Here is a 20,050-nt window from a genome sequence, read left to right as displayed (position 1 = left end):
CGCAAACGACGGTGACGCCACAACATCAACTCAATGCAAGTAGTCCTGGAGGCGGTAGTAAGCGCCCACGAACGGCAAGAACCACGGCTTGCCGAAATGCCCGGGAATCGCCGGCCAGTCGAGTTCGCGCCAGGGATTGGCCTCGACTTTGCCGGCCATCACCTCGGCCATCACCTGGCCCATGTGCACCGACATCTGCACCCCATGGCCGCTGTAGCCCATGGAGTGATAAACCCCGCCATGCTGGCCGGCGCGAGGCAAACGGTCGGAAGTCATGTCCACCAGCCCGCCCCAGCAATAGTCGATTTTCACCTTGGCCAACTGCGGGAACATCTGCACCATCGCCGCTTGCAGCACCTTGCCGCTCTTGGCGTCGTTCACGCTGTCGGACATCGCGAACCGCGCACGTCCGCCGAACAGCAAGCGGTTGTCCGGGGTCAGGCGAAAGTAGTTACCGATCATGCGACTGGTGACATAGGCACGCCGACCGGGCAGCAACTGATCGATGAGGAACTGCGGCAGCACCTCAGTGGCGATCACGAAACTGCCGACCGGCACGATCCGCCGCCGATACCAGCCCAGGCCACCGTGCTGACAAGCGCCGGTCGCCAGCAATACTTGCCCGGCGTGCAAAGAACCCTTCGCGGTGTTGACCCGATAACCGCCGGCCTGGGCCTTCCAGTCCGTCACCGACGTACCTTGATAGATCAGCGCGCCGTGACGCGCCGCAGCCTCTGCCAGACCGACGCCGAAACGCCCGACATGCATCTGCACACCGTTGCGCTGCAGCAAGCCGCCATGGAACTGGGCCGAATTCACTTCGGCGCGGGTCTGTTCGGCGTTCAGCAACTCGACCTCGGCATCGACCTCCTTGCGAATCAATTCGCAGGTGCGCGCCAGGCCTTCGTAGTGCAGCGGTTTGGCCGCCAGTTTGAGCTTGCCGTTGCGCTTTAGGTCGCAAGCGATCTGCTCCTGCTCCACCAGGGACACAACGCTCTGCACCGCGCTTTCATAGGCCTGGTAATAGGCCCGCGCCTTGTCGGCACCGAGGCTGGCACTCAGCCCGGCATAGTCCTGGGCAACGCCGGTGTTGCATTGGCCGCCGTTGCGCCCGGAGGCTTCGCCGATCACTCTCCCGGCTTCCAGCACCACCACACTGGCGCCCTTCAAGGCCAGCGCGCGAGCCGCCGCCAGGCCGGTGAAACCGCCACCGACGATGGCCACGTCGACCTGCCCGGGCAATGCGCCGAGCTGAGCACCGGTAAACGCCGGTGCGGTGTCGAGCCAGTAGGATTCACTGCCCATGTCTAACCCCTTATTCCGTGAAGAGCGCCGTTACCGTTCAACTCAGAGACCGACCAGCGCCGCCAGTCCACCGATGTCGGTGATCTGCTGGTAGCCGTAGAACGCATTGCCCGGAACCTCGTGACCGCGGGCGACGAAGGCCTTGTTCTTGATCTTCATGTCGTGGGCCGGCATCAGGTCGTAACGGAAACTGGAAGACACATGCAAGATGTCTTCCGGGCCGCAGTTGAGGTTGTCGAGCATGTACTCGAACGCGGCCAGGCGCGGCTTGTAGGCCTGGGCCTGTTCGGCGGTGAAGACTTTGTGAAACGGTGCGCCGAGCTTGTCGACGTTGGACATGATCTGGCTGTTGCTGGCGTTGGAGAAAATCACCAGGGGGATCTTGTCGGCGATTTTCGACAGACCGGCCGGCACGTCCGGGTGCGGGCCCCAGGTCGGCACGGCGTCGTAATACAGCTGGCCTTCGCCACGGTATTCGACACCCCAACGCTTGCAGACCCGCGCCAGGGAGGTCTTGAGGATTTCGTCATACGGCATCCAGTCACCCATGACCTGGTCCAGGCGATAGGCCGAGAAGTCCTTGACGAACTGATCCATCTGCTCGGGCGCCACGCGGTCGGCGAACAGTTCGCGAGTCATCGTGCCCATGTGGAAATTGGTCAGCGTACCGTAGCAGTCGAACGTAATGAATTTGGGGCGTAGAAAGCTCATTGAGTGCGGTCCTGAAGTTCGTTGAGGTCATGGCGCGACAGGTATTCGCTGCGTTTCGGGAGCGGCGATGCAACGCTGCAGCACACCGTCATTACAACACCGTGAAATCAGCAGATGGCGTTAAAAGCGACCTCTGCTTGATACAAACCACCGTTTTAGCCTGCCCCCTCAGCAGACTTTGCGGCTCGCTCCAGCCTTGGGCAACCCCCGTATTTATGCGCTCTTATGGACCTTCATGGCTATGCGAGGCTGACGAACGCCCCCATTCACGGCAGAACCTGCGCCGGGCTGAACGAAAACGGGCGCTTCCCTGAGGAAGCGCCCGTTTGGGTGCGGTTTGAAACCTGTCGACGATCTGCGGTTAACGGATCACCTGTGGCGAGGGAGCTTGCTCCCGTTCGGCTGCGAAGCAGTCGTAAAGTCGGCTGATGCGTACTACCTGAAGGATTGTGGTCGTTGGATTTGGGGTGCTTCGCCCCCCAGCGGGAGCAAGCTCCCTCGCCACAGGTGTTAGGGGGCGGACATTAGCCAGCGATATCGATCAGCACACTCTTGAAGCGCAGATTGGCTTCGAAGGCTTCGCGACCCAGGTCCTTGCCGATGCCGGAGCGTTTGTAGCCACCGGTCGGCAGGATGTAGTCGTTGCTGCGTCCATAGCGGTTGACCCACACCGTGCCCGCCTCCAGCCGCCGGACCAGTCGCAGGGCGCGGTTGATGTCGGCGGTGTGCACGCCCGCCGCCAGGCCGTAGGTGGCGTGCGCGGCCAGGCTCAGTGCCTGCTGTTCGTCATCGAACGCCTGCACCGTCAGCACCGGGCCGAAGATTTCTTCACAGATCGCCGGGTTCTGATTGTCCAGGCCAGCCAGCAAGGTCGGCTGGTAATAGGCACCGCCCAGCCCTTCAAACAAACCACCGCCAGTCAGCACTTCGGCCCCGGCCTGGCGCGAACGCTGGACGATGCCGTCGATACGGCTGGCCTGCAACCGGGAAATAATCGGCGACAGCGTGCTCTCGGAGGACCAGGTCGGCCCCGGGCGCAATTCCTCGAAATACGCCTGCAAGTGCGCAACGAACGGCTCCATGATCGAGCGCTCGATCAACAACCGCGAACCAGACACGCACACCTGCCCGGCATTGCCGGTGATGGCCAGCGCCACGGTGCGTGCGGTTTTCGCGATGTCCGGCACGTCAGCGAACACCAGTTGCGGGCTCTTGCCGCCCAGCTCCAGCGTTACCGGTTTCGGCCCCACCAATGCACAAGTGGACATGATGCTCGAGCCGGTCGCCGTGGAGCCGGTAAAGGTTACCTTGCCCACCCGTGGATGACGGCACAAGGCGTCGCCAGTGACCCGGCCATCGCCCTGAACCACGTTGAAAATCCCGGCAGGAATGCCCGCCTGCACCGCCAGTTCGGCAAAGCGCAGGCTGGAAAACGGCGTCAGCTCCGACGGCTTGAGCACCACGGCATTGCCGGCAGCCAGCGCCGGCGCGACTTTCCATGAAGCCATGCTCAAGGGGAAATTCCACGGCGCGATGGCGGCGATCACGCCGTACGGTTCAGCGATCTGCATGCCCAGGCGATCGGTCTGGGTCGCCGCGACTTGGCCGCCGTGCTTGTCCGCCAGTTCGGCAAAGAAACGAATGCCCTCGGCGACATAAGGAATGTCCCAGGCGATCACATCTTTATGCGGACGGGTCGAGCCCACCGCTTCCAGCGGCGCCAGCACGGCGATATCGGCTTCGATCAGATCGGCCCAGCGACGCATGACCCGTGCCCGTTCCCGGGGCGGACGGCTGGCCCAATCGCTGCGGTTAAACGCCTGCCAGGCATCGTTGACCGCCTCATCCACCAGGTCGGCATCGGCGATCGGCAACTGGGCATAGGCCTGACCGTCTGAAGGGCGAACCACCTCCAGCCCCGGTTGGGCGTCGCGGTATTTGCCAGCAATAAAGTGAGCGCTGCGCACAGCGATAAGGCGAGGATCGAAGCTATCCATGGAGCACTCCAGAAAGGGACGGCGAGGCGTTTACTCAGGCCTCCATCGTAGAAAAAAAGCCCAAGCATTTGCTGCCGACCTTATGGGGCAATTAAGTAGTAAGTGTGGTCTGCAGGCCTTTGATGTGAGGAATCTGCCGAATCCTTCCGCCCCCCTTGTCAGGCCTTCACACAGATGGGATACAGGCATCCTCGCGCCGGAAAACCGGTTGATCGCGCACACTGTAAAACGGAGATTCATCATGTCCGCCTCGCACCCTTCCGCTTATGTCTATCGGCCGATGACCGCTGCTGATTTGCCTTCGGCCCATGCCTTGTCTGTCGAGTTGAAGTGGCCTCATCGCCTGGAAGACTGGGCGATGTTGCAGCGGGTCAGCGAAGGCTTTGTGGTGCTCGATGGCGACCGATTGATCGGCACCGCATTCGCCTGCCGGCAAGGCGACTTCGCCACCATCGGCCTGGTGATTGTCAGTGACGACTATCAGGGCAAGGGCATCGGCCGTCGATTGATGGAGCACGCACTGGAGGCCTGCCAGTCGCGCACGCCGATGCTCAATGCGACCCTCGCCGGTGCGCCGCTTTATGCCAGCCAGGGGTTTGTCGAGTACGGACGAATTCAGCAGCATCAAGGCCTGGCCCAGGTGCCCGCGCTTGAACCACTGGCGGACGGTGAGGAATGCCGCCCGTTACAGGCGACGGATCGGGCTCCTCAACTGGCACTGGCCAACGCCGGCAGTGGTCTGGACCGGCAAGCGGTGCTCACGGAACTGTTTGCGGTGGCCGAGCATTCGGTAGGCATCGAGCGCGACGGTCAGTTGCGTGCCTTCGCCCTGCTGCGCCCGTTTGGTCGCGGTCGTTGCCTCGGCCCGGTCATCGCCGAAAATCTTGAACAGGCCAAACACCTGATCGCCGTGTTGCTGGCCCAGGTGCCGGACGCTTTCGTGCGAATCGACATTCCAGCGGACAGTGGTTTGAGCGAGTGGCTGGAGCTGGCCGGTCTCAAACAGGTCGACACCGTGGCGCAAATGGCACGGGGTACACCGCCGCAAGCGGCCAACGGCGTACGCCAATTTGCCCTCGTCACCCAAGCCATCGGCTGATCCCGGCGCGCGATGAAGCGAGCGCCTTCCATCACTTTCTACCCCCCATTTGCAGGGAGCGTCACCCGCATGTCTCAACCCACCATTGTGCTGTTGGCCCGCGCCGACGGCAGCCGCGTTTCTACGTCTTTCAAGGCAGCGCCCTTGAGTTCCATCGATCCGTTCATGGACGGTCGTCAGATCGCCTACATCGGGTCCGACGGCGTCTCGGCGGGCCTTGTTCACACCGGCAAAACCGTCGATATCGAGCACTTCCCGCACACCGAAGTGATCGTGGTCCATGCCGGGCACGTCGTGCTGCAATCCGGGGAACAGGTGCTGGAACTGGGCATCGGTGCCAGCGCGGTGATCGGTCGCGGCACAGCGCTCAGGTTTGAGGCACAACCCGATACGTGCTGGGCCTTCTGCGCCGTCACCAGCCCCAGCGCCGAAAAGAAACCGGGGCTGACAGCGCTCGACCCGCTGGCGATGCTGTCCCCTTCGGCGGCACCGGAACCGCAGATACTGATCGGGCCTACGCCGCAGTGTCGCTCGCGCAATGCCTTCGAAGATGACGCCACTGATCTGCGTGTCGGCGTGTGGGATTCGACGCCTTACACCCGCCATGGCCGAGCGCACAAACTCAACGAGCTGATGCACCTGCTCGAAGGCAGCGTGACTTTGCAGGCGCCGGATGGAACCAGCGTAACGGTCAACCCCGGTGACACCGTGTTCGTGCCGCAAGGCGCACCGTGCGCCTGGAGCAGTACGCGGTATGTGCGCAAGGTGTATGCCGTCAAATAGCGAACTGTGGGAGCGCCGCATCGCCGCTCCCACAGGTATTTGTGCTGAATTCAGCAAGATCTTTGAATCAGAGGTATTTGAGAATCGCGATGTCGCGACGGCGCTGCTTGAGGTTGGCGAACCAGCGCGTCGGGAAGAACAGCAGCACCCCGAGAACCACGCTCCACAGCCAGACCATGGGCAGGTTATCGAAGCCGTAATAGGTGCCCTGATTGGCGCCCCAGATGGCAACGGCCACCAGGTACATGGCCTTGAGCACATACAGGTGCAACAAGTAGAAGAACATCGGCGCACCACCGTAGACCGCCAGGGTCGCGGTGGACCAACGATCCTGGGCCTTCTCGAACAACGCCAGAAGAATCAGCCCCAGGCCGAGGGTCGGCATCAGGAACATCAGTGACGGCGGGTACTTCTTCGCGCTCATGAAACTCATGAAGGTGCGCAGCGAATCACCGGTCTGCACCCAGGGTTTCTCGCCGTAAACGTTCAGATAGCGGATGAACACAAACGCCGCCAGCAGGCCGAAGCCGACTTTGAGCAAGCGGGAAATCCGCTCTGCCGGGTCCATGTCCTTGCCGAACCACGGCCCGATGGCCCAGCCCAGCAGGATTACGCCGATCCACGGCAACACCGGGTACGTGGTGCGAGCCCGGGTGAACTCGGTGATGTCGATGAATACGCGCTGATGCAGGATCGACCACGGCACGAAGAACGGCGACTCCGGCCCCACGGTCACGCCATCGAGCAGGTTGTGCCCGGCGACAATGGCCACCCCGAGCACGATCAGCCAACCGCGCTTGAAGTGCAGCAACCCGGCAAGCACGATCATGCAAATGCCAATGCACCAGATCACTTGCAGCCACAGCGTCTTGGGCGGGAACTCGGCGTTCCAGGCAAAGCACACGAACGTGAGCTCCAGAAACACCAGGAACAGCCCGCGCTTGAGCAGGAACACCGAGGTTTCACCGGCCGTGTGTTTCTGGCTGTAGAGCCAGGCCGACAACCCGGTGAGGAAGATGAACACCGGGGCGCAAAGGGTGCTCAGCAGGCGGGTGAAAAACAGGTCCGGGGTCACGCTCAGCGCATCGATCGGGTCGGTGACCTGACGGTGCAGCAGAAAGGTTTCGCGCACATGGTCGATGAGCATCAACAGCATGACGAAGCCGCGCAAGGCATCGATGGCCAACATCCGGGTGTTGGTTTTGGCAACGCTGGTGGCCAGCGCAGGGGAAACACTTCCCGCCTGCCCTGCCACGCTTGTAAATAGGGTCATATCAGTCACTCATGTCTTGGTCAGTGGACTACCGCTGGCTCAGCCCTGTTTCTTCAGCCTGGCAACTTCCGATGCCGGCAGCTGCGACGGCGCCCGCGGCAAGGGTACCTGACCTTCCTTTCGATAGAACGACAGTGTTGAACTGAAACCGTGCAACGACCTGCCCCTCTCTCTGAACGCATTACAACGCAGGCGATTTTGCGCTTTGTTCCGAATTCATCGCCCGTAACGCAAACGAAGACTGTTTTCGCCGCGTAAACAGCGGTTTATACGGCCTGCGCCAGCATGAAGCGTGTTGAAGCGGCTGTGCGGCCCCGATGTCCGATTGAGGTGCATGCCCAAACCGAATTCTCCGTAGCAGTTGTCGAGCAGCGCGAGGCGGCGTTCGGCTGCGTAGCAGTCGTAAACCCTGAATGCACGGTGTACCTGACGGATCGCAGTGACTGATTTTGCGGCTGCTTCGCCGCCGAACGCCGCCTCGCGCTGCTCGGCAGCTGCTACACAGAGCCCGTCGCGCGCCTCTTTCGAAGGCGCGGCAGGCTGCAAGGGAATGGGGGGATGTGGAGTCAGCTTCAGTGCCGCAACAATTTGCGCAGCGGCACGCCGTCCTTCAGTACGGGTGACTTGATGACGATGTAGCTGAAATACTTGGAGATGCCGATGTTCTTGTCCAGCAGGCTTTCGACCACTTCCTGATAATGCTGGATGCTGCGTGTCATGAAGCGCACCAGGTAATCGTAGCCACCGCTGATCAGGTGGCATTCGAGCACTTCGTCGACCAGACGGATATTGGACTCGAACTTGGCGAAGTCTTCGCGCTTGTGGTCGCTCAAGGTGATCTCGGTGAACACCGTGACCGAGTCGGTGATCTTGGCCAGGTTCAGGTGAGCCTTGTAGCTGGAAATATACCCGGCCGACTCCAGCCGCTTGACCCGTTGCAGGCAGGGGCTGGCCGACAGGCCCACGGCATCGGCCAGGCTGACGTTGGTCATGCGCCCGTCCTTTTGCAGCTCAACCAGGATGCTGATGTCGATTCGGTCCAGTTTTACTAAACCTTCCATTGCGTACCTCTTGACTGCCGTTTGTAAGACAATCTTCTAGCAAAATCAGCGCCGTAAAGACAGCTGATGCTGAGCCACCAGATCCGCCATGCTGTTAATGCAGTAATCCGCCGCGCACGGCGACGGTTGTCTGGCCCGGCCGCGACAGATCAGGCAGACCGCCCCCGCCCCCGGTTGCCGGGCGCCAGGCCGGGTTACCTGGAGGATGGTGTTGGCATCAAGGTCATTGGCCGCCAGCCAGTCATGGTCCTGCAATGGGTCGCTTGCCAAGGAAATAAAATCGTCGGGCATAATCCCCAGGCGTTCGCACAGCAGGCCGCGATCTTCGGCGTCACGGTCGCCATGCACCAGCAGGCGATAGAACTTGCGCAAGTACAGCATGGCGCCGGGTGCATCCTCGAACAACGACCAGCCGACGACGGACCGGGCGAAGCTCATGCCCTCCTCCCAACTGGCTTTCAACTCCCAGCGCTCGGCCAATTGACGGTGGGCGAAACACAGCAAACCACTGAAGCCCAACTCGCCGAAACGCGGGTACAGCGCCCGCACCACCTCGCTGAATTCGGCCAGCACCTGTGCCTTGTCCGGGTGACCGCCACGGCTGTCGAGCAGCGGCTGCAACGCCGCCCAGACTCCGGAATCGCGATCCACCAGCACCTCATCGCAATCGATCAGCAACGCTCGATAATCAGTCAGCCCCATGGTGTGTAAAGCCTCCGATGATGCATTCCATCAATCCATGCTCCATAAATGCTCACGGGCGATGCCGTGTGGCAGCGCCCGTGAGCTGGCGTGAGCTCAGTTCAAGACTCGTGCCAGTGCCGCGTCGAGAATCTGCAACGCTTCATCGATCTGTGCTTCGCTGGTCACCAGTGGCGCGAGGAAGCGCAAAACGTTGCGTTGCACGCCGCACTTGATTACCAACAGGCCACCGGCCCGGGCTTCGTCGATCAGTCGTTGGTTGAGGTCGGCATCCGGGGTGCGCGCCTCGTCATCCTTGATCAGCTCGATCGCCAGCATGAAGCCGCTGCCGCGCACGTCGCCGATCCGCGGGTAACGGGCCTGCAAGCGCAACAGTCCCTGACGCAGACGCTCGCCCAACGCTTCGCCACGGGCCAGCAACTGCTCTTGCTCGTAGGCCTCGATCACCGCCAGCGCCGCCGCGCACGACAGCGCGTTGCCGCCGTAAGTACCGCCGAGGCCGCCGGGCAATGGCGCGTCCATGATCTCGGCTTTACCGACCACACCGGACAGCGGCAAACCGCCGGCCAGACTCTTGGCCACGGTGACCAGATCCGGCTGAATCCCGGCGTGCTGGAAACCGAACCATTTGCCGGTACGCCCGAAACCGGTCTGGATCTCATCGAGGATCAGCACGATGCCGTGCTTTTCAGTCAGGGCACGCAGGGCCTGAAGAAACTCCGCCGGTGCCGCAAGGAAACCGCCATCGCCCTGCACCGGTTCGATGATGATCGCCGCGACCCGCTCAGGCGCCACTTGGGTCGCCAACAACTCGTCCAGCGCCTTGAGCGCCATGTCGCTGGTGACACCGCGATAGGCATTCGGATACGGGGTGTGGAAGACCTCCGGCGCGAACGGCCCGAAGTTCTGTTTATACGGCTGGCTCATGCCAGTCAGCGTGGTGCCGAGCAAAGTCCGGCCATGGAACCCGCCACGAAAGGCGATCACCGCCGAGCGGTTGGTGTGGGCGCGGGCAATCTTCACCGCGTTTTCCACCGCTTCGGCGCCGGAGGTGAAGAACGCCGCTTTATAAGCGTCCTGGCCGCCGATCATTTCGCACAGGCGCTGGGCCAGGTCGAGATAAGGCTTATAGGCCACCACCTGAAAACAGGCGTGGGAGATTTTTTGCAACTGTGCCTGCACCGCCGCGACCACCTTCGGGTGATTGTGACCGATGTTAAGCACACCGATACCGCCGACAAAGTCCAGGTAGCGCTTGCCGTCCACGTCCCACAATTCTGAACCCTGGGCCCGATCGATCACCAACGGATGCGCGGTAACCAGGCCACGTGGCACGAATTGATCGCGCTGACGGAGCAAATGAGGGGTTTCGTCGACTTTGCTATTCATGGCATTTCCCATCGTGAGTCCGGCAACCGGGAAGTGGTTGCGATGGTGTTCAGGTTAAGGCTTGCGCGAAACGAACTACGCCGAACTTGCCCCCTGAGAAATTCGGATCGACTGTTTTCACCCCGCCAAACGGCAGATTCCTTCAGCCCGCCGAATCTGCCGATGCCGGGTCGATACAAGATCACACAACCCGTTAAAGCCGCTGCTTTCGACAGATCCTGCGCTGGTATTGCGCGATGATGAGCAGCCCCTTCACCTTTCAGGAAATGCCCATGGCCCTGCTGTATAAAGCTGACCCTGTGCGCGGCAAACAGTGGCAAGCGCTGTTTGCCGAACACGCCCCGGATATCGAATGGCGCGCCTGGCCGGACATCGGCGACCCGAAGGACATTCAATACCTGGCCGCGTGGCAGGCACCTGACGATCTCGACGTTGTGCTGCCGAATCTGCAAGTGCTGTTTGCCTTGTCCGCCGGCGTCGATCAACTCGACCTCGGTCGCTTGCCGGCGAGCTTGCCGGTGGTGCGTCTGCTGGATCCGGGCATCACCCGTGGCATGTGCGAATACGCGACTTTTGCCGTACTCAGCCTGCACCGCGACATGCTGCGCTACCGCCAGCAACAAATGGCCCGCTGCTGGCAGGCGCACTTGTTGCAACCGGCGGCCAAACGTCGGGTCGGGGTCATGGGGCTCGGCGCCCAGGCGCAGCAGATTCTGGCGACCTTGCAACCGCTGGGCTTTGCCTTGTCCGGCTGGGCGCGCAGTGCCCATCACATTCCGGGGGTCGATTGCTATGCCGGCAACGCGCAACTGTCGGCGTTCCTCAGCCAGTGCGACATTCTGTTGTGTGTGTTGCCGCTGACCGAACAGACCCAGGGCATTCTTGATCGCAACCTGTTTGAGCAACTGCCCAAGGGCGCGGCGCTGATCAACATGGGCCGTGGTGGGCATTTGATCGAAGAGGATCTGCTGGAAGCGCTGGACAGCGGGCACTTGAGCGGCGCAGTCCTTGATGTGCTGCAACAGGAACCGGCACCGGTAGATCATCCGTTCTGGCACCACCCGCAGATTCTGCTGACACCGCATATCGCCGCGATGACCCAGCCGGAAAGCGCGTTCGGGGTGTTGCTGGAAAACATCCGCCGGCATCAACGGGGGGAGCCGATGCTCGGTGAGATCGATCGCGCGCAGGGTTATTGAGCGCCGATGCAGTAACGGGCGCTCAGGGGCTAATGCCGGTCAGTTCAGCCGCAACGCACTCTTTGTGCGTTCGCCGTAGCAGCTGTCGAGCTTACGAGGCTGCGTTCGGCTACAGAGCAGTCGTAAAACCAGACATTGCGGTGCATCAGGCAGACCGCGTTAGCCGGATTCACGACTGCTTCGCAGCCGAACGCAGCCTCGCAAGCTCGACAGCTGCTACAGATCGCATTACGGCTTAATTGTCCGGCATTAATAGGTTTAGTGGGTGCCCGGAATACTGTTATCGCAGGAAATGTATTGCCCGCCACGCCGGATCAGTTGTTCCTGCATGCGCTGGCAGCGTTCCAGTTCCTGCTGCATCGAACGGTCGATGCTGATATTGCCAGTCTTCTCCGGTTGTTTGCCGTCGCCCAGGCGCACGGTCACCCAGGGCTGTTCCGGCTGGAGCTGGAAGCGGCTTTTTTCTTCGACGGGTTTGGCGGTTTCGGTGGCTGCCGGTTTCGGCAGTTGATCGGAAGTGACCCCGTAACGGGTCAGAATCGAGCTCTGAGGCAGTTCTGCGGCGGCGGCTGCCGATAACAAGGCCAGCGCCAGACCGAAGGTATACCTCTTGCTGTTACTCACGTTGCAAAATCTCCTGTACTCAATGGCGGCATGCAGCACCGGCGTCATAAGGATAACGCGTGGATGGGCTGATGCTTTAGGGCCAGTTGCTGTTGAGGCAGGTATTGGAGTCCGGGAGTGGCCAGTGAGTCACGGGGACAGGCAGGATTACCGCGTTATCGTTCTTCGCGGGCAAGCCTCGCTCCTACAGGGGAAATGGATTCCAATGTAGGAGCGAAGCTTGCTCGCGAAGAGGCCCTTACCGGCGCCGCCTCACCCTCAGGCGATCACAATGCCGCTGCTGGACAAACTGTCCAGCCCAACGCCTACCAGGGTCACCGAATCACTGCCAAACGTCAGCAACGTATCCTGCCCCACCGCCGTGGCATGGGCGCGGAAGTCGTCGTTTGGCGCAACGCCCTGAACCCCGAGGAACACCAGTTTGTCGTTGGCCTGATAACCCACCACCCGGTCCTGGCCAAACGCGCCGCTGAACAGGAAAGTATCAATCCCGCCGCCCGACTCGATCAGGTCATTACCCGCCCCGCCGACAAACACATCGTTGCCGGCGCTGCCGATCAAGTGGTCGTTGCCGTCCAGGCCAAACAACCAGTCGCCCGTTGCATGGGCCTTGAGGGTGTCGTTGCCGGTGGTGCCCTTCACGCTCGAGGCGTACTGGGTCAGGTTGCTGCCGACAGTGAGGCCATTGGCGGTGACGCTGTGGGTCACATCATCCTTGAACACGCCCCAGAGAAACCCCGGTTCCTTGGTGACAATGCTGCCGATGTCGCGGGTGATGCTGATGCCGCCATTGGCGTCGCGCACGTACAGGTTGCCGACACCGTCATTGGCGAAGACGAAGTTCTTCACCGACTGTTGCAGGTCCAGCACGTTGCTGCCCTTGCCGCCCAACAGGATGTTGTAGCCACCACTGTCGCGGAAGGTGTCGTTACCGTCGCGGCCTTCGATGTAGTCGTTGCCCTTGCCGCCCTGGATCAGGTCATTGCCGTCGCTGCCGATGATGAAGGTGCTGCCTTTGTGGGTTTCGGCGTTGCGGTTCAAGTCCTGGACCCAGGTGTTGGCTCGCGCCGGGTCCGAGAGGTTGGCGACGATGATCGTCGAATCCTTGCTGGTCAGGTCGTAGAACTTGGACTCCAGCACCCGGGTCATGCCGTCGCCGTAACCGGTGGGCAAGTGCGAGATCCAGGTAGGAATGTTAAGGATGGAATACGGCAACACATTCCACGCCGTCGAGGCGTAGTGGTCGTTGAAGCTGACGATGTTATCGGTCGCTGAATCCTTGGGAGCGTCGTGCACGCCCACCGAAGCCAGGTTGAACGACGAGCCATCGAGCGCGCGGAACACCGGGTCATTTTCATAACCGATGTTCAGCACTTTGTCGCTGCTGCTTTGGGTCGGTGAGGCGTAGGCGATGTAGTTGGAATCCTGATAGAACCCGGACCATTTTTCGCTGCTCAAGTCCGCCAGGCTGTTGACCGCCAATCCGCCGAGGCTGTGGCCGCTAACCAGCACGTCCTTGCCCGCAAGGCCATTGGCCTGGGCAAACGCCGCGACTTTGCCGAGCAAATTGCCGAAGGCTTCGCCCGCATAGTTTTTTGCGTAATCCTTGGGGCCGAGCGCCGCCAGCAGATCGTTGATCACATCACCGATGGAATCGCCGATCTGGATTTCCCTTGGGCCGCTGGTGCCACGAAAGGCAATGCCGATTTCCGTGAGATGACCCTGGGCGTCGTACTTGCCGAGGATCTCCACTTGCGCGCTGGTGTAACCGGCCTTCTCGCCGAAGAAGGTTCCGCGAGCGTCGGTCTTGCCGTCATAGCCCAGTTGCGTGGCCGTGATCGGGGTCCAGCCGGCCTTTTGCACAGCGTCGCGCGCGGCCTTTTCCGAATCGGGGTTCCAGGGAATGCCGGGAATCACGCCCTGGGAGTCGGTGCCGCCGATCAGCGCGGTCACGAGGGTGGCCGGCAAGCCCAGGCCGAAACCGTTTTGCTGGTAACCGGTGGCGAAACCGTTGTCGAGGTTGTGATAGGAATACAGCATGATCGCCATGGCGTCGCTGAACAACGCCTTGGAGTCTGCTGCGCCGAAGTTCTTGTAGTCATACACACCCATTGCTATTGCCTCTCTCTTTGTTGGAATTGTCAGAGATAGCTCACAGCCAGGACGCCTCGATCACGAGGCGCCCCGGAGCCTCTAGTGCATGCCGCCTTTACGCAAACGTAATCCCCGAAGCCGACAGGTTATCCAGTCCCACCCCCACCAGCGTCACGGCGTAATCGCCAATCTTCAGCACCGTGTCGTTGCCGGCCTGTGAAGCGTGCTGGGTGTAGTCATAGCCCTGCCCCGCGCCCTGGACGCCCATAAACACCAGTTTGTCGCTGCCCTGGTAGCCATTGATCGCGTCGAAACCGAAGGCGCCGCTGAACAAAAAGGTGTTGCCGCCTCCCGAGGTATGCATCACGTCATTGCCCGTGCCGCCGACGAAGGTCACATGGCTTTTATCGCTGCGCAGCAGGTCGTCGCCGGCATTGCCGAACAGCCAGTCACCGTCGACGCTGGCCACCAGCGTGTTGCTGAAGGCATCGCCGTTGAGCGAATGGTTGTAGTGGGTCAGTTCCGTGCCATTGAGCAAGCCATTGGCGGTGACGTTGTAGGTCACCTCCTTGCTGCCCCACCACGAGCCCGATTCCTTGCTCACCAGCGCGCCGATGTCGCGGGTCATGCTGATGCCGCCGTAGGCGTCGCGCACATACAGGGTGCCGTCGCCGTCATTGGCAAAGCTGAAGTTCTGCAACGGCTTCTGCAGCTCGAAGGTGTTGCTGCCCTTGCCGCCCAGCAGCAGGTTGTAGCCGCCGTCATCGCGGAACCGGTCGTTACCGTCTCGACCTTCGATGAAGTCATTGCCGGCGCCGCCCTTGAGCCAGTCATTACTGTCGGTGCCGATGATGAACGTGCTGCCGGTGTGGGGCTCGCCGCTGCGGCCCAGGTCTTCGACCCAGGTGGTGCCTCGGGACGACTCCGACAGGTTGGACACGATCAGCGTCGAGTCCTTGTCGGTGAGGTCGTAGAAGCGCGAGTCGATCACCCGGTTCAAGCCGTCGGCATAGCCCAACGAGCCATGGGCCGACCAGTTCAGCGGGTTGAGGATGCTGAACGGCACCAGGTTCTGCGCGGTGGACGCGTACTGGTCATTGAAGTTGACGATGTTGTTGGTCGCCGAATCCTGATGACCGTCGTGCTTGCCCAGCGAGCCACTGCTGAAAGTGGTGCCGTCGAGCACGCGAAACACCGGGTCGTTCTCGTAACCGATGTTCAGCACGTTGTTGCCGGTGGCGCTTTGGGTCGGCGAGGCAAAGGCGATGTAGTTGGCGTCCTTGAAGAAACCACCCCAGTTATTGCCGCTCAACTCCGCCAGGCTGTTGACCCCCAGCCCACCGAGACTGTGCCCGCTGACCAGCACGTCCTTGGCGCTCAGGCCGTGGGCGATGGCAAACGCGGCGACGCTTTTGAGCAAGGTATCGAAGGCGTTTTTCGCGTAGTTGCTCGCGTAATCCGCCGGTCCGACCGCGGCCAGCAGGTTGTTTTTCATGTCGCCGAAGGTGTCGCTGTAACCCAGGCCGCCAGTGCCACGGAACGCAATGCCGAGGCCGATCAGCTGCCCTGCCCCGTCGTATTTACCGAGGATTTCGGCTTCGGCGCTGGTGAAACCGTCCTTCTCGCCATAGAAGGTGCCTTGAGGCCCCACCTTGCCCTGATAGCCCAGGGCTGCCGCGCCAATCGGCGCCCAAGCGGTCGCTGGCAGTGGCTGGCCGATGGGCGTGTACGCGTAGAGCGTCAGCGCGATCGCGTCGGAGTACAACGCCTTGCCGGCCGCACTGCCGGCATTTTTGTAATCAAACAGTCCCATGCTGTGGCTTCCTTTGCGTCAAATCAGAACTGCCAGTCCAGGGTCAGGCCCACACCGTGGTCTTTTTCCCGGGAGCCGAGCAGCCCGTTGTAATCCAGGTTCAAACGGGTATCGCGGCCCAGCGCCAGTCCGGCACGGGCGCCGACCACCGCGGCATCGCGGTCCATCGACACGCTTTGCACGCTGAACGCGGTGTTGCCGTTGACGAAGGCCAGGTGGTCTTCGGAACGGGTGCTGCTCAGGTTGTGCTGCCAGCCGAGCGTGCCGGACAGTTCCAACTGATGCTGGTCGGACAGCGCAATGGCTTTGCTCGCCCGCAGGCCGAGGGTCGAGAGCACCGCATCGCGGTTGTTTTCACCGCCCTTGAGTGCGGCGGCATCACCTTTTTCGCTGAAGCTGTCGCTGTTCAAATGCACGTAGGCCAGGTTGGCGAACGGCTCCAGTGCCAGCGGTTGCAGGTCCAGGCGATAGGCTGCTTCGGTGAACAGTTGCGCGGTGGTCGCATCGCGTTTGGATTTCTGCTTGCCGCTGACGTCACCGAATTGCAGGTCGCGTTTGACGTCGATGCGATGCCAGCTGTAAGCGCCGCCGACACTCAGGCGCAGCGCGTCGATCTCATGGCCCAGGTAGGCGCCCAAGTGATAGCTGTCGACCGAAGCTGAAGAGTGCGTGCCATCGCCCATGCTCAATGAGCTGTCGCTGTAACCAGTGACGAAACCCAAGCGCGTATGTTCAGTGATCAAGCCATCGACACCGGCCAGCAGCCCGCCGATGGAGCTGTTGGAACTGGCGTTGTCATGCCCGCCATCGCTCTTGCCCCAGGCGCCGAGCACTTTGAGCCAGGCATTGCTGCGGTCATCGGTCGGTGCGCCGGCGTCGAACAGATCATGCTCGCGCAAACGGTCGCCGACGGCATCGCGCAGGTAGTGGCTGTCGTTGATCAGCAGCGTGCCGATCGCCGGATGAATCTCGCCAGACAGCTGCTGGAACGCCTGTTGCGCGACAGCGGCGGTCGGCGACAGCAGCAGGGTTTCGTACAGCGGATTGCCTGCGCCCAGTTGCTCGGCAGCAGCGGCCACGGCGCGTTGGTTCGGGGTTTGGCCAACGCTGGTGAAGGACGTCGCATTACGCTCGACGGCCAGTTGAATGCCGTTGGCCGCGTAGTCGAGGGTGCCACCGATAAACAGGTAATCCGGCAGCACTGCTCCGAAGCGCCCTTCGATTCCGCCGGCCGCTTGCAGGATGTTGTACTGATTGCCGAGCAGGGTTTTCGCCTCGCCGGTGGTCAGCAGCGTCGGGCTGTTTTCCAGCGACAGGCTGACCGTTGCGCCGTCAATGATCGCCTTGCCGCCGGCGATGATCCGGTCGCTGCTGGTGGGCGACAGTTCTACGGCGTAGGTCGAACCAGGTTCGAAGGTCACGTCGCCCGCCACCTGCAAGGTGCCGATGGAATTGCCGGGGGCTACAGTACCGCCGCTTTTCGCGGTCAGTGCCGCGATGCTGCCGTTACCGCCAAGGATGCCGCTGTTGTTGACGGTGACGGCCGACAGCAGCGAACCGTTGATCGCCAATCGGCCCTGATTGACCAGGGTCGGGCCGGTGTAGGTGTTGGCGCCGGTCAGCACCAGCGTGCCGATGCCCTGCTTGGTCAGGCCGCCATGGCCGGAAATGTCGTTACGCCAATAGTCGAGCCCGCAATGCACGTCATTGCACACGCGCTCGGTGGGTTTGCCAGCATCGATGGTCGCGCCGATACCCGGCAAGTCCGCGACAAACTGGCTGGAGCCGTAGGCGCCGTTGATGCGGAACTCCTCGGGAATGTCCTGCTCGGTGACGAACATCGCCGGGCCATCGATGCCTTTGCGCAGGTTGATCATGCCCCAGCCGTACAGTGCGTCGACGCCGGGTGCGCCGAGGTCGGTGGCGGTGGTGCGCAGCACGCTGGCAACTTGCGCGCCGGTCATGTACGGGAAGCGTTCCATCAACACTGCCACCGAGCCGGCAACGTGCGGCGCCGCCATCGAGGTGCCGTTGTAGTTGGCGTAGCCGGTGGTCAGGTTATCGGCGTTGGTGCCACTGATGATCGAGCTATAGATGCGGCTGCCCGGTGCCGACACGCAGAAACTCGCGGTGTAGCCGCAGCGCGACGAGAAGGTGCTGATGGTGTAGAGGTCGGGGCTGTTGATGTCCGGGTTCTTCTGCAACGCGGCGACGGTCATCCAGTTCGGCGCGATCTGGGGGACGAAGTAACCGAGGCCGGCGATGGCGTCCGGATTGTTGAGGTTGTAGTCGTTGCCGGCGGCGAAGATCGTGACGATGCCGCTGCGGGCCGCCGCAATGGCGCCGTCGTAGGCACCGCCGGGTTTGGTCCCGAGCAAGGTCTGGATTTCGTTGAATTGCAGTTGCGCGTCCTGCACGGTGAAGTGCGGGTACGCCGGGTCCCGGCCGCCGAGGTCGAAGCGGTCGGTGATGCCGATGCCCCAGCTGTTGTTGATGATCCGCGCGCCGCTGGCGATCAGGGCGTCCCAGCCGGCCTTGTACACCGCGCCGTCGTTGCCACGGATGATGCCGTCTTCCGGGCCTGGGTCGCCGTTGTCAGCGCTGATGATTTGCGCGCCAAAGGCGACGCCGTGCATCGGTCCGCCATCGCGACTGCCCGCGGCGATCCCGCCAACGTGGGTGCCGTGGGCGCCGAGTTTGCCGTTGGAACCTACTGAAGGCGAACCGTCATAGAGAAAGGCGTCCCCGGCTTTGACCGGAATGTACGGATCGGTGTACTCGCGGATGCCGCTGGTGACCAGGGTTATTACCTTGTTGGCCCCGGAAAACTCCGGGTGCAAGGCGTAGACCGGCTGGTCGAAGATCCCCAGTTTCACCCCTTTGCCGGTGTAACCGGCCGCATAGGCATCCTGAGCGTTGATCGCCCCCAGCCCCCAGTCGGCGTTGAACTCCGCGCTGCGCCAACTGTTCGGGTCACCGACCCTGCCGTTTTCCACGTAGGGTGCCGCGTGTGCGGTGCCCAGGGTTGCCAGTGCACAGAGCAAGGCAAGTTTGTTGTACTTGTTATCCATCAAGCTACCGTCCTTAGTTGTGTTGCAAAGATCCTTGGGCCTTCAAAGGCGTGTCTTGTCCTGCTACTAAAACTGCCAATTGAGACTCAGCCCTACCCCATGGCTCTTCTCGCGGCTGGCCAGTTGGCCGGTGTAATCGAGGTTCAACCGAATGTCCCGGCTCAAGACCAGGCTGGCATGGGCACCCACCAGCGCCGCATCACGAACCAGCGGCGAGCTCTGCACCGCGAACGGTGCGCCACCGCTGGCAAACACCAGGTGTTCTTCGGAATTGGTGTTGCTCAGGTTGTGCTGCCAACCGAGGCTGCCGCTCAGGTCCAGCTGTGAAGTAGCGCGGGTCGGGGTTGGGACCGAACAGGAAACTGTCGTTCTTGTTGGTGTTGCCGACGTAGATTTGTGCGTTGAACGCCACGCCGTACATGTCGCTGCCATCCCGGGACGCGCCCATGGTGCCGGTGACGTGGGTACCGTGGGAGTCGTTGTGGGCGTTGAGCGTGCCGTCGATATTGAACGCTGAACCATCGACATAGCTGCCGCTGGCCGTCACCGCGTGATAACGGTCGGCGGCGAATTCGGGATGACTGGAATCGAAACCGGAATCCAGCGCGCCGATTTTTACGCCTTTGCCGGTGATGCCGGCGGCATAGGCTTGATCGGCCTGCATCCGCCCCAGGCCCCAATCGCGCTGGAACTCCGCCGAACGCCAACTGGCCGGGTCACCGAGGGTGCCGGTTTCCAGGTACTGCGCCAGGGCCGAACCCGGCGCTGATGAAATCAAGAGCAGCAGCGTGCCGACCGACATCGGCTTGATCTGTACGTCCATGTGCATGAAATCTCGCTTTCTTGGCGTTTTTAGAGTTCTAGGCCCCGGTCCCAGGGGCGACGTGTTGCTGTGATTCTGTGGCGAGGGAGCTTGCTCCCGTTCGGTT

At 61.8% G+C, this 20,050-nt stretch carries 15 protein-coding genes and 1 pseudogene; 3 read left to right on the top strand and 13 right to left on the bottom strand.

Going from position 1 to position 20,050, the window contains the following annotated elements:
* Positions 1 to 30: 30 nt before the first annotated feature.
* The 3 genes from ACEN8R_RS09410 to ACEN8R_RS09400 form a co-directional block, all read right to left on the bottom strand.
* The gene (locus tag ACEN8R_RS09410; RefSeq protein WP_495624782.1) at positions 31 to 1,305 is read right to left on the bottom strand and encodes an NAD(P)/FAD-dependent oxidoreductase; all 1,275 of its coding nucleotides are present in this window, start codon (positions 1,303 to 1,305) and stop codon (positions 31 to 33) included.
* Positions 1,306 to 1,347: 42 nt separating this feature from the next.
* Complete coding sequence (locus ACEN8R_RS09405) at positions 1,348 to 2,016, bottom strand: haloacid dehalogenase type II (RefSeq protein ID WP_018925987.1); 669 nt, start codon at positions 2,014 to 2,016, stop codon at positions 1,348 to 1,350.
* Between the two features lie 524 nt (positions 2,017 to 2,540).
* The gene (locus ACEN8R_RS09400; RefSeq protein ID WP_495624781.1) at positions 2,541 to 4,013 is read right to left on the bottom strand and encodes an aldehyde dehydrogenase family protein; all 1,473 of its coding nucleotides are present in this window, start codon (positions 4,011 to 4,013) and stop codon (positions 2,541 to 2,543) included.
* A gap of 241 nt (positions 4,014 to 4,254) precedes the next feature.
* Here ACEN8R_RS09400 and ACEN8R_RS09395 point away from each other — a divergent pair, with 241 nt between their 5' ends.
* Together ACEN8R_RS09395 and ACEN8R_RS09390 are read left to right on the top strand one after the other, a co-directional pair.
* On the top strand, positions 4,255 to 5,112 hold the full coding sequence (locus ACEN8R_RS09395) for a GNAT family N-acetyltransferase (RefSeq protein ID WP_495624780.1): 858 nt from the start codon (positions 4,255 to 4,257) through the stop codon (positions 5,110 to 5,112).
* Positions 5,113 to 5,181: 69 nt separating this feature from the next.
* Positions 5,182 to 5,895, top strand: a complete 714-nt coding sequence (locus ACEN8R_RS09390; protein ID WP_495624779.1) for a cupin domain-containing protein — start codon at positions 5,182 to 5,184, stop codon at positions 5,893 to 5,895.
* 67 nt (positions 5,896 to 5,962) lie between these two features.
* Here ACEN8R_RS09390 and ACEN8R_RS09385 read toward each other — a convergent pair whose 3' ends face one another.
* The 4 genes from ACEN8R_RS09385 to gabT form a co-directional block, all read right to left on the bottom strand.
* Positions 5,963 to 7,168, bottom strand: coding sequence for an acetyltransferase domain-containing protein (locus ACEN8R_RS09385; protein WP_495624778.1), 1,206 nt, complete (start codon positions 7,166 to 7,168; stop codon positions 5,963 to 5,965).
* Between the two features lie 572 nt (positions 7,169 to 7,740).
* Entirely contained in the window at positions 7,741 to 8,229 is a 489-nt protein-coding gene (locus ACEN8R_RS09380) for an Lrp/AsnC family transcriptional regulator (protein WP_003174918.1), read from the bottom strand.
* Between the two features lie 45 nt (positions 8,230 to 8,274).
* Positions 8,275 to 8,931, bottom strand: coding sequence for an HAD family hydrolase (locus tag ACEN8R_RS09375; RefSeq protein ID WP_018925992.1), 657 nt, complete (start codon positions 8,929 to 8,931; stop codon positions 8,275 to 8,277).
* Positions 8,932 to 9,027: 96 nt separating this feature from the next.
* On the bottom strand, positions 9,028 to 10,320 hold the full coding sequence (gabT, locus tag ACEN8R_RS09370; protein WP_018925993.1) for a 4-aminobutyrate--2-oxoglutarate transaminase: 1,293 nt from the start codon (positions 10,318 to 10,320) through the stop codon (positions 9,028 to 9,030).
* 272 nt (positions 10,321 to 10,592) lie between these two features.
* On the opposite strand from gabT, the gene ACEN8R_RS09365 reads away from it, so the two are divergent.
* Positions 10,593 to 11,519: a 2-hydroxyacid dehydrogenase gene (locus ACEN8R_RS09365; protein ID WP_026286404.1), complete on the top strand. Its 927-nt coding sequence runs from the start codon at positions 10,593 to 10,595 to the stop codon at positions 11,517 to 11,519.
* Positions 11,520 to 11,777: 258 nt separating this feature from the next.
* Here ACEN8R_RS09365 and ACEN8R_RS09360 read toward each other — a convergent pair whose 3' ends face one another.
* The 6 genes and pseudogenes from ACEN8R_RS09360 to ACEN8R_RS09335 form a co-directional block, all read right to left on the bottom strand.
* Positions 11,778 to 12,143 carry a hypothetical protein gene (locus tag ACEN8R_RS09360; RefSeq protein ID WP_019579005.1) on the bottom strand — a complete coding sequence of 122 codons (366 nt, stop codon included), beginning with the start codon at positions 12,141 to 12,143 and terminating at the stop codon, positions 11,778 to 11,780.
* Positions 12,144 to 12,401: 258 nt separating this feature from the next.
* Complete coding sequence (locus tag ACEN8R_RS09355; protein WP_495624777.1) at positions 12,402 to 14,255, bottom strand: polyurethane esterase; 1,854 nt, start codon at positions 14,253 to 14,255, stop codon at positions 12,402 to 12,404.
* 97 nt (positions 14,256 to 14,352) lie between these two features.
* Positions 14,353 to 16,050 (bottom strand): polyurethane esterase, encoded by a 1,698-nt coding sequence (locus ACEN8R_RS09350; RefSeq protein WP_495624776.1) that lies wholly within the window; start codon positions 16,048 to 16,050, stop codon positions 14,353 to 14,355.
* A 23-nt stretch (positions 16,051 to 16,073) separates the two neighbouring features.
* Positions 16,074 to 19,121, bottom strand: a complete 3,048-nt coding sequence (locus ACEN8R_RS09345) for an autotransporter domain-containing protein (protein WP_495624775.1) — start codon at positions 19,119 to 19,121, stop codon at positions 16,074 to 16,076.
* A 66-nt stretch (positions 19,122 to 19,187) separates the two neighbouring features.
* Positions 19,188 to 19,553, bottom strand: coding sequence for an autotransporter domain-containing protein (locus ACEN8R_RS09340; protein ID WP_495624774.1), 366 nt, complete (start codon positions 19,551 to 19,553; stop codon positions 19,188 to 19,190).
* Positions 19,441 to 19,944, bottom strand: a pseudogene (locus tag ACEN8R_RS09335) (S8 family serine peptidase); the annotation flags it as partial. The gene ACEN8R_RS09340 and the pseudogene ACEN8R_RS09335, both read right to left, overlap by 113 nt.
* Between the last annotated feature and the right edge of the window lie 106 nt (positions 19,945 to 20,050).

The organism is Pseudomonas sp. Pseusp15, from assembly GCF_059492165.1.
This window is presented reverse-complemented; position numbering and strand designations above follow the sequence as displayed.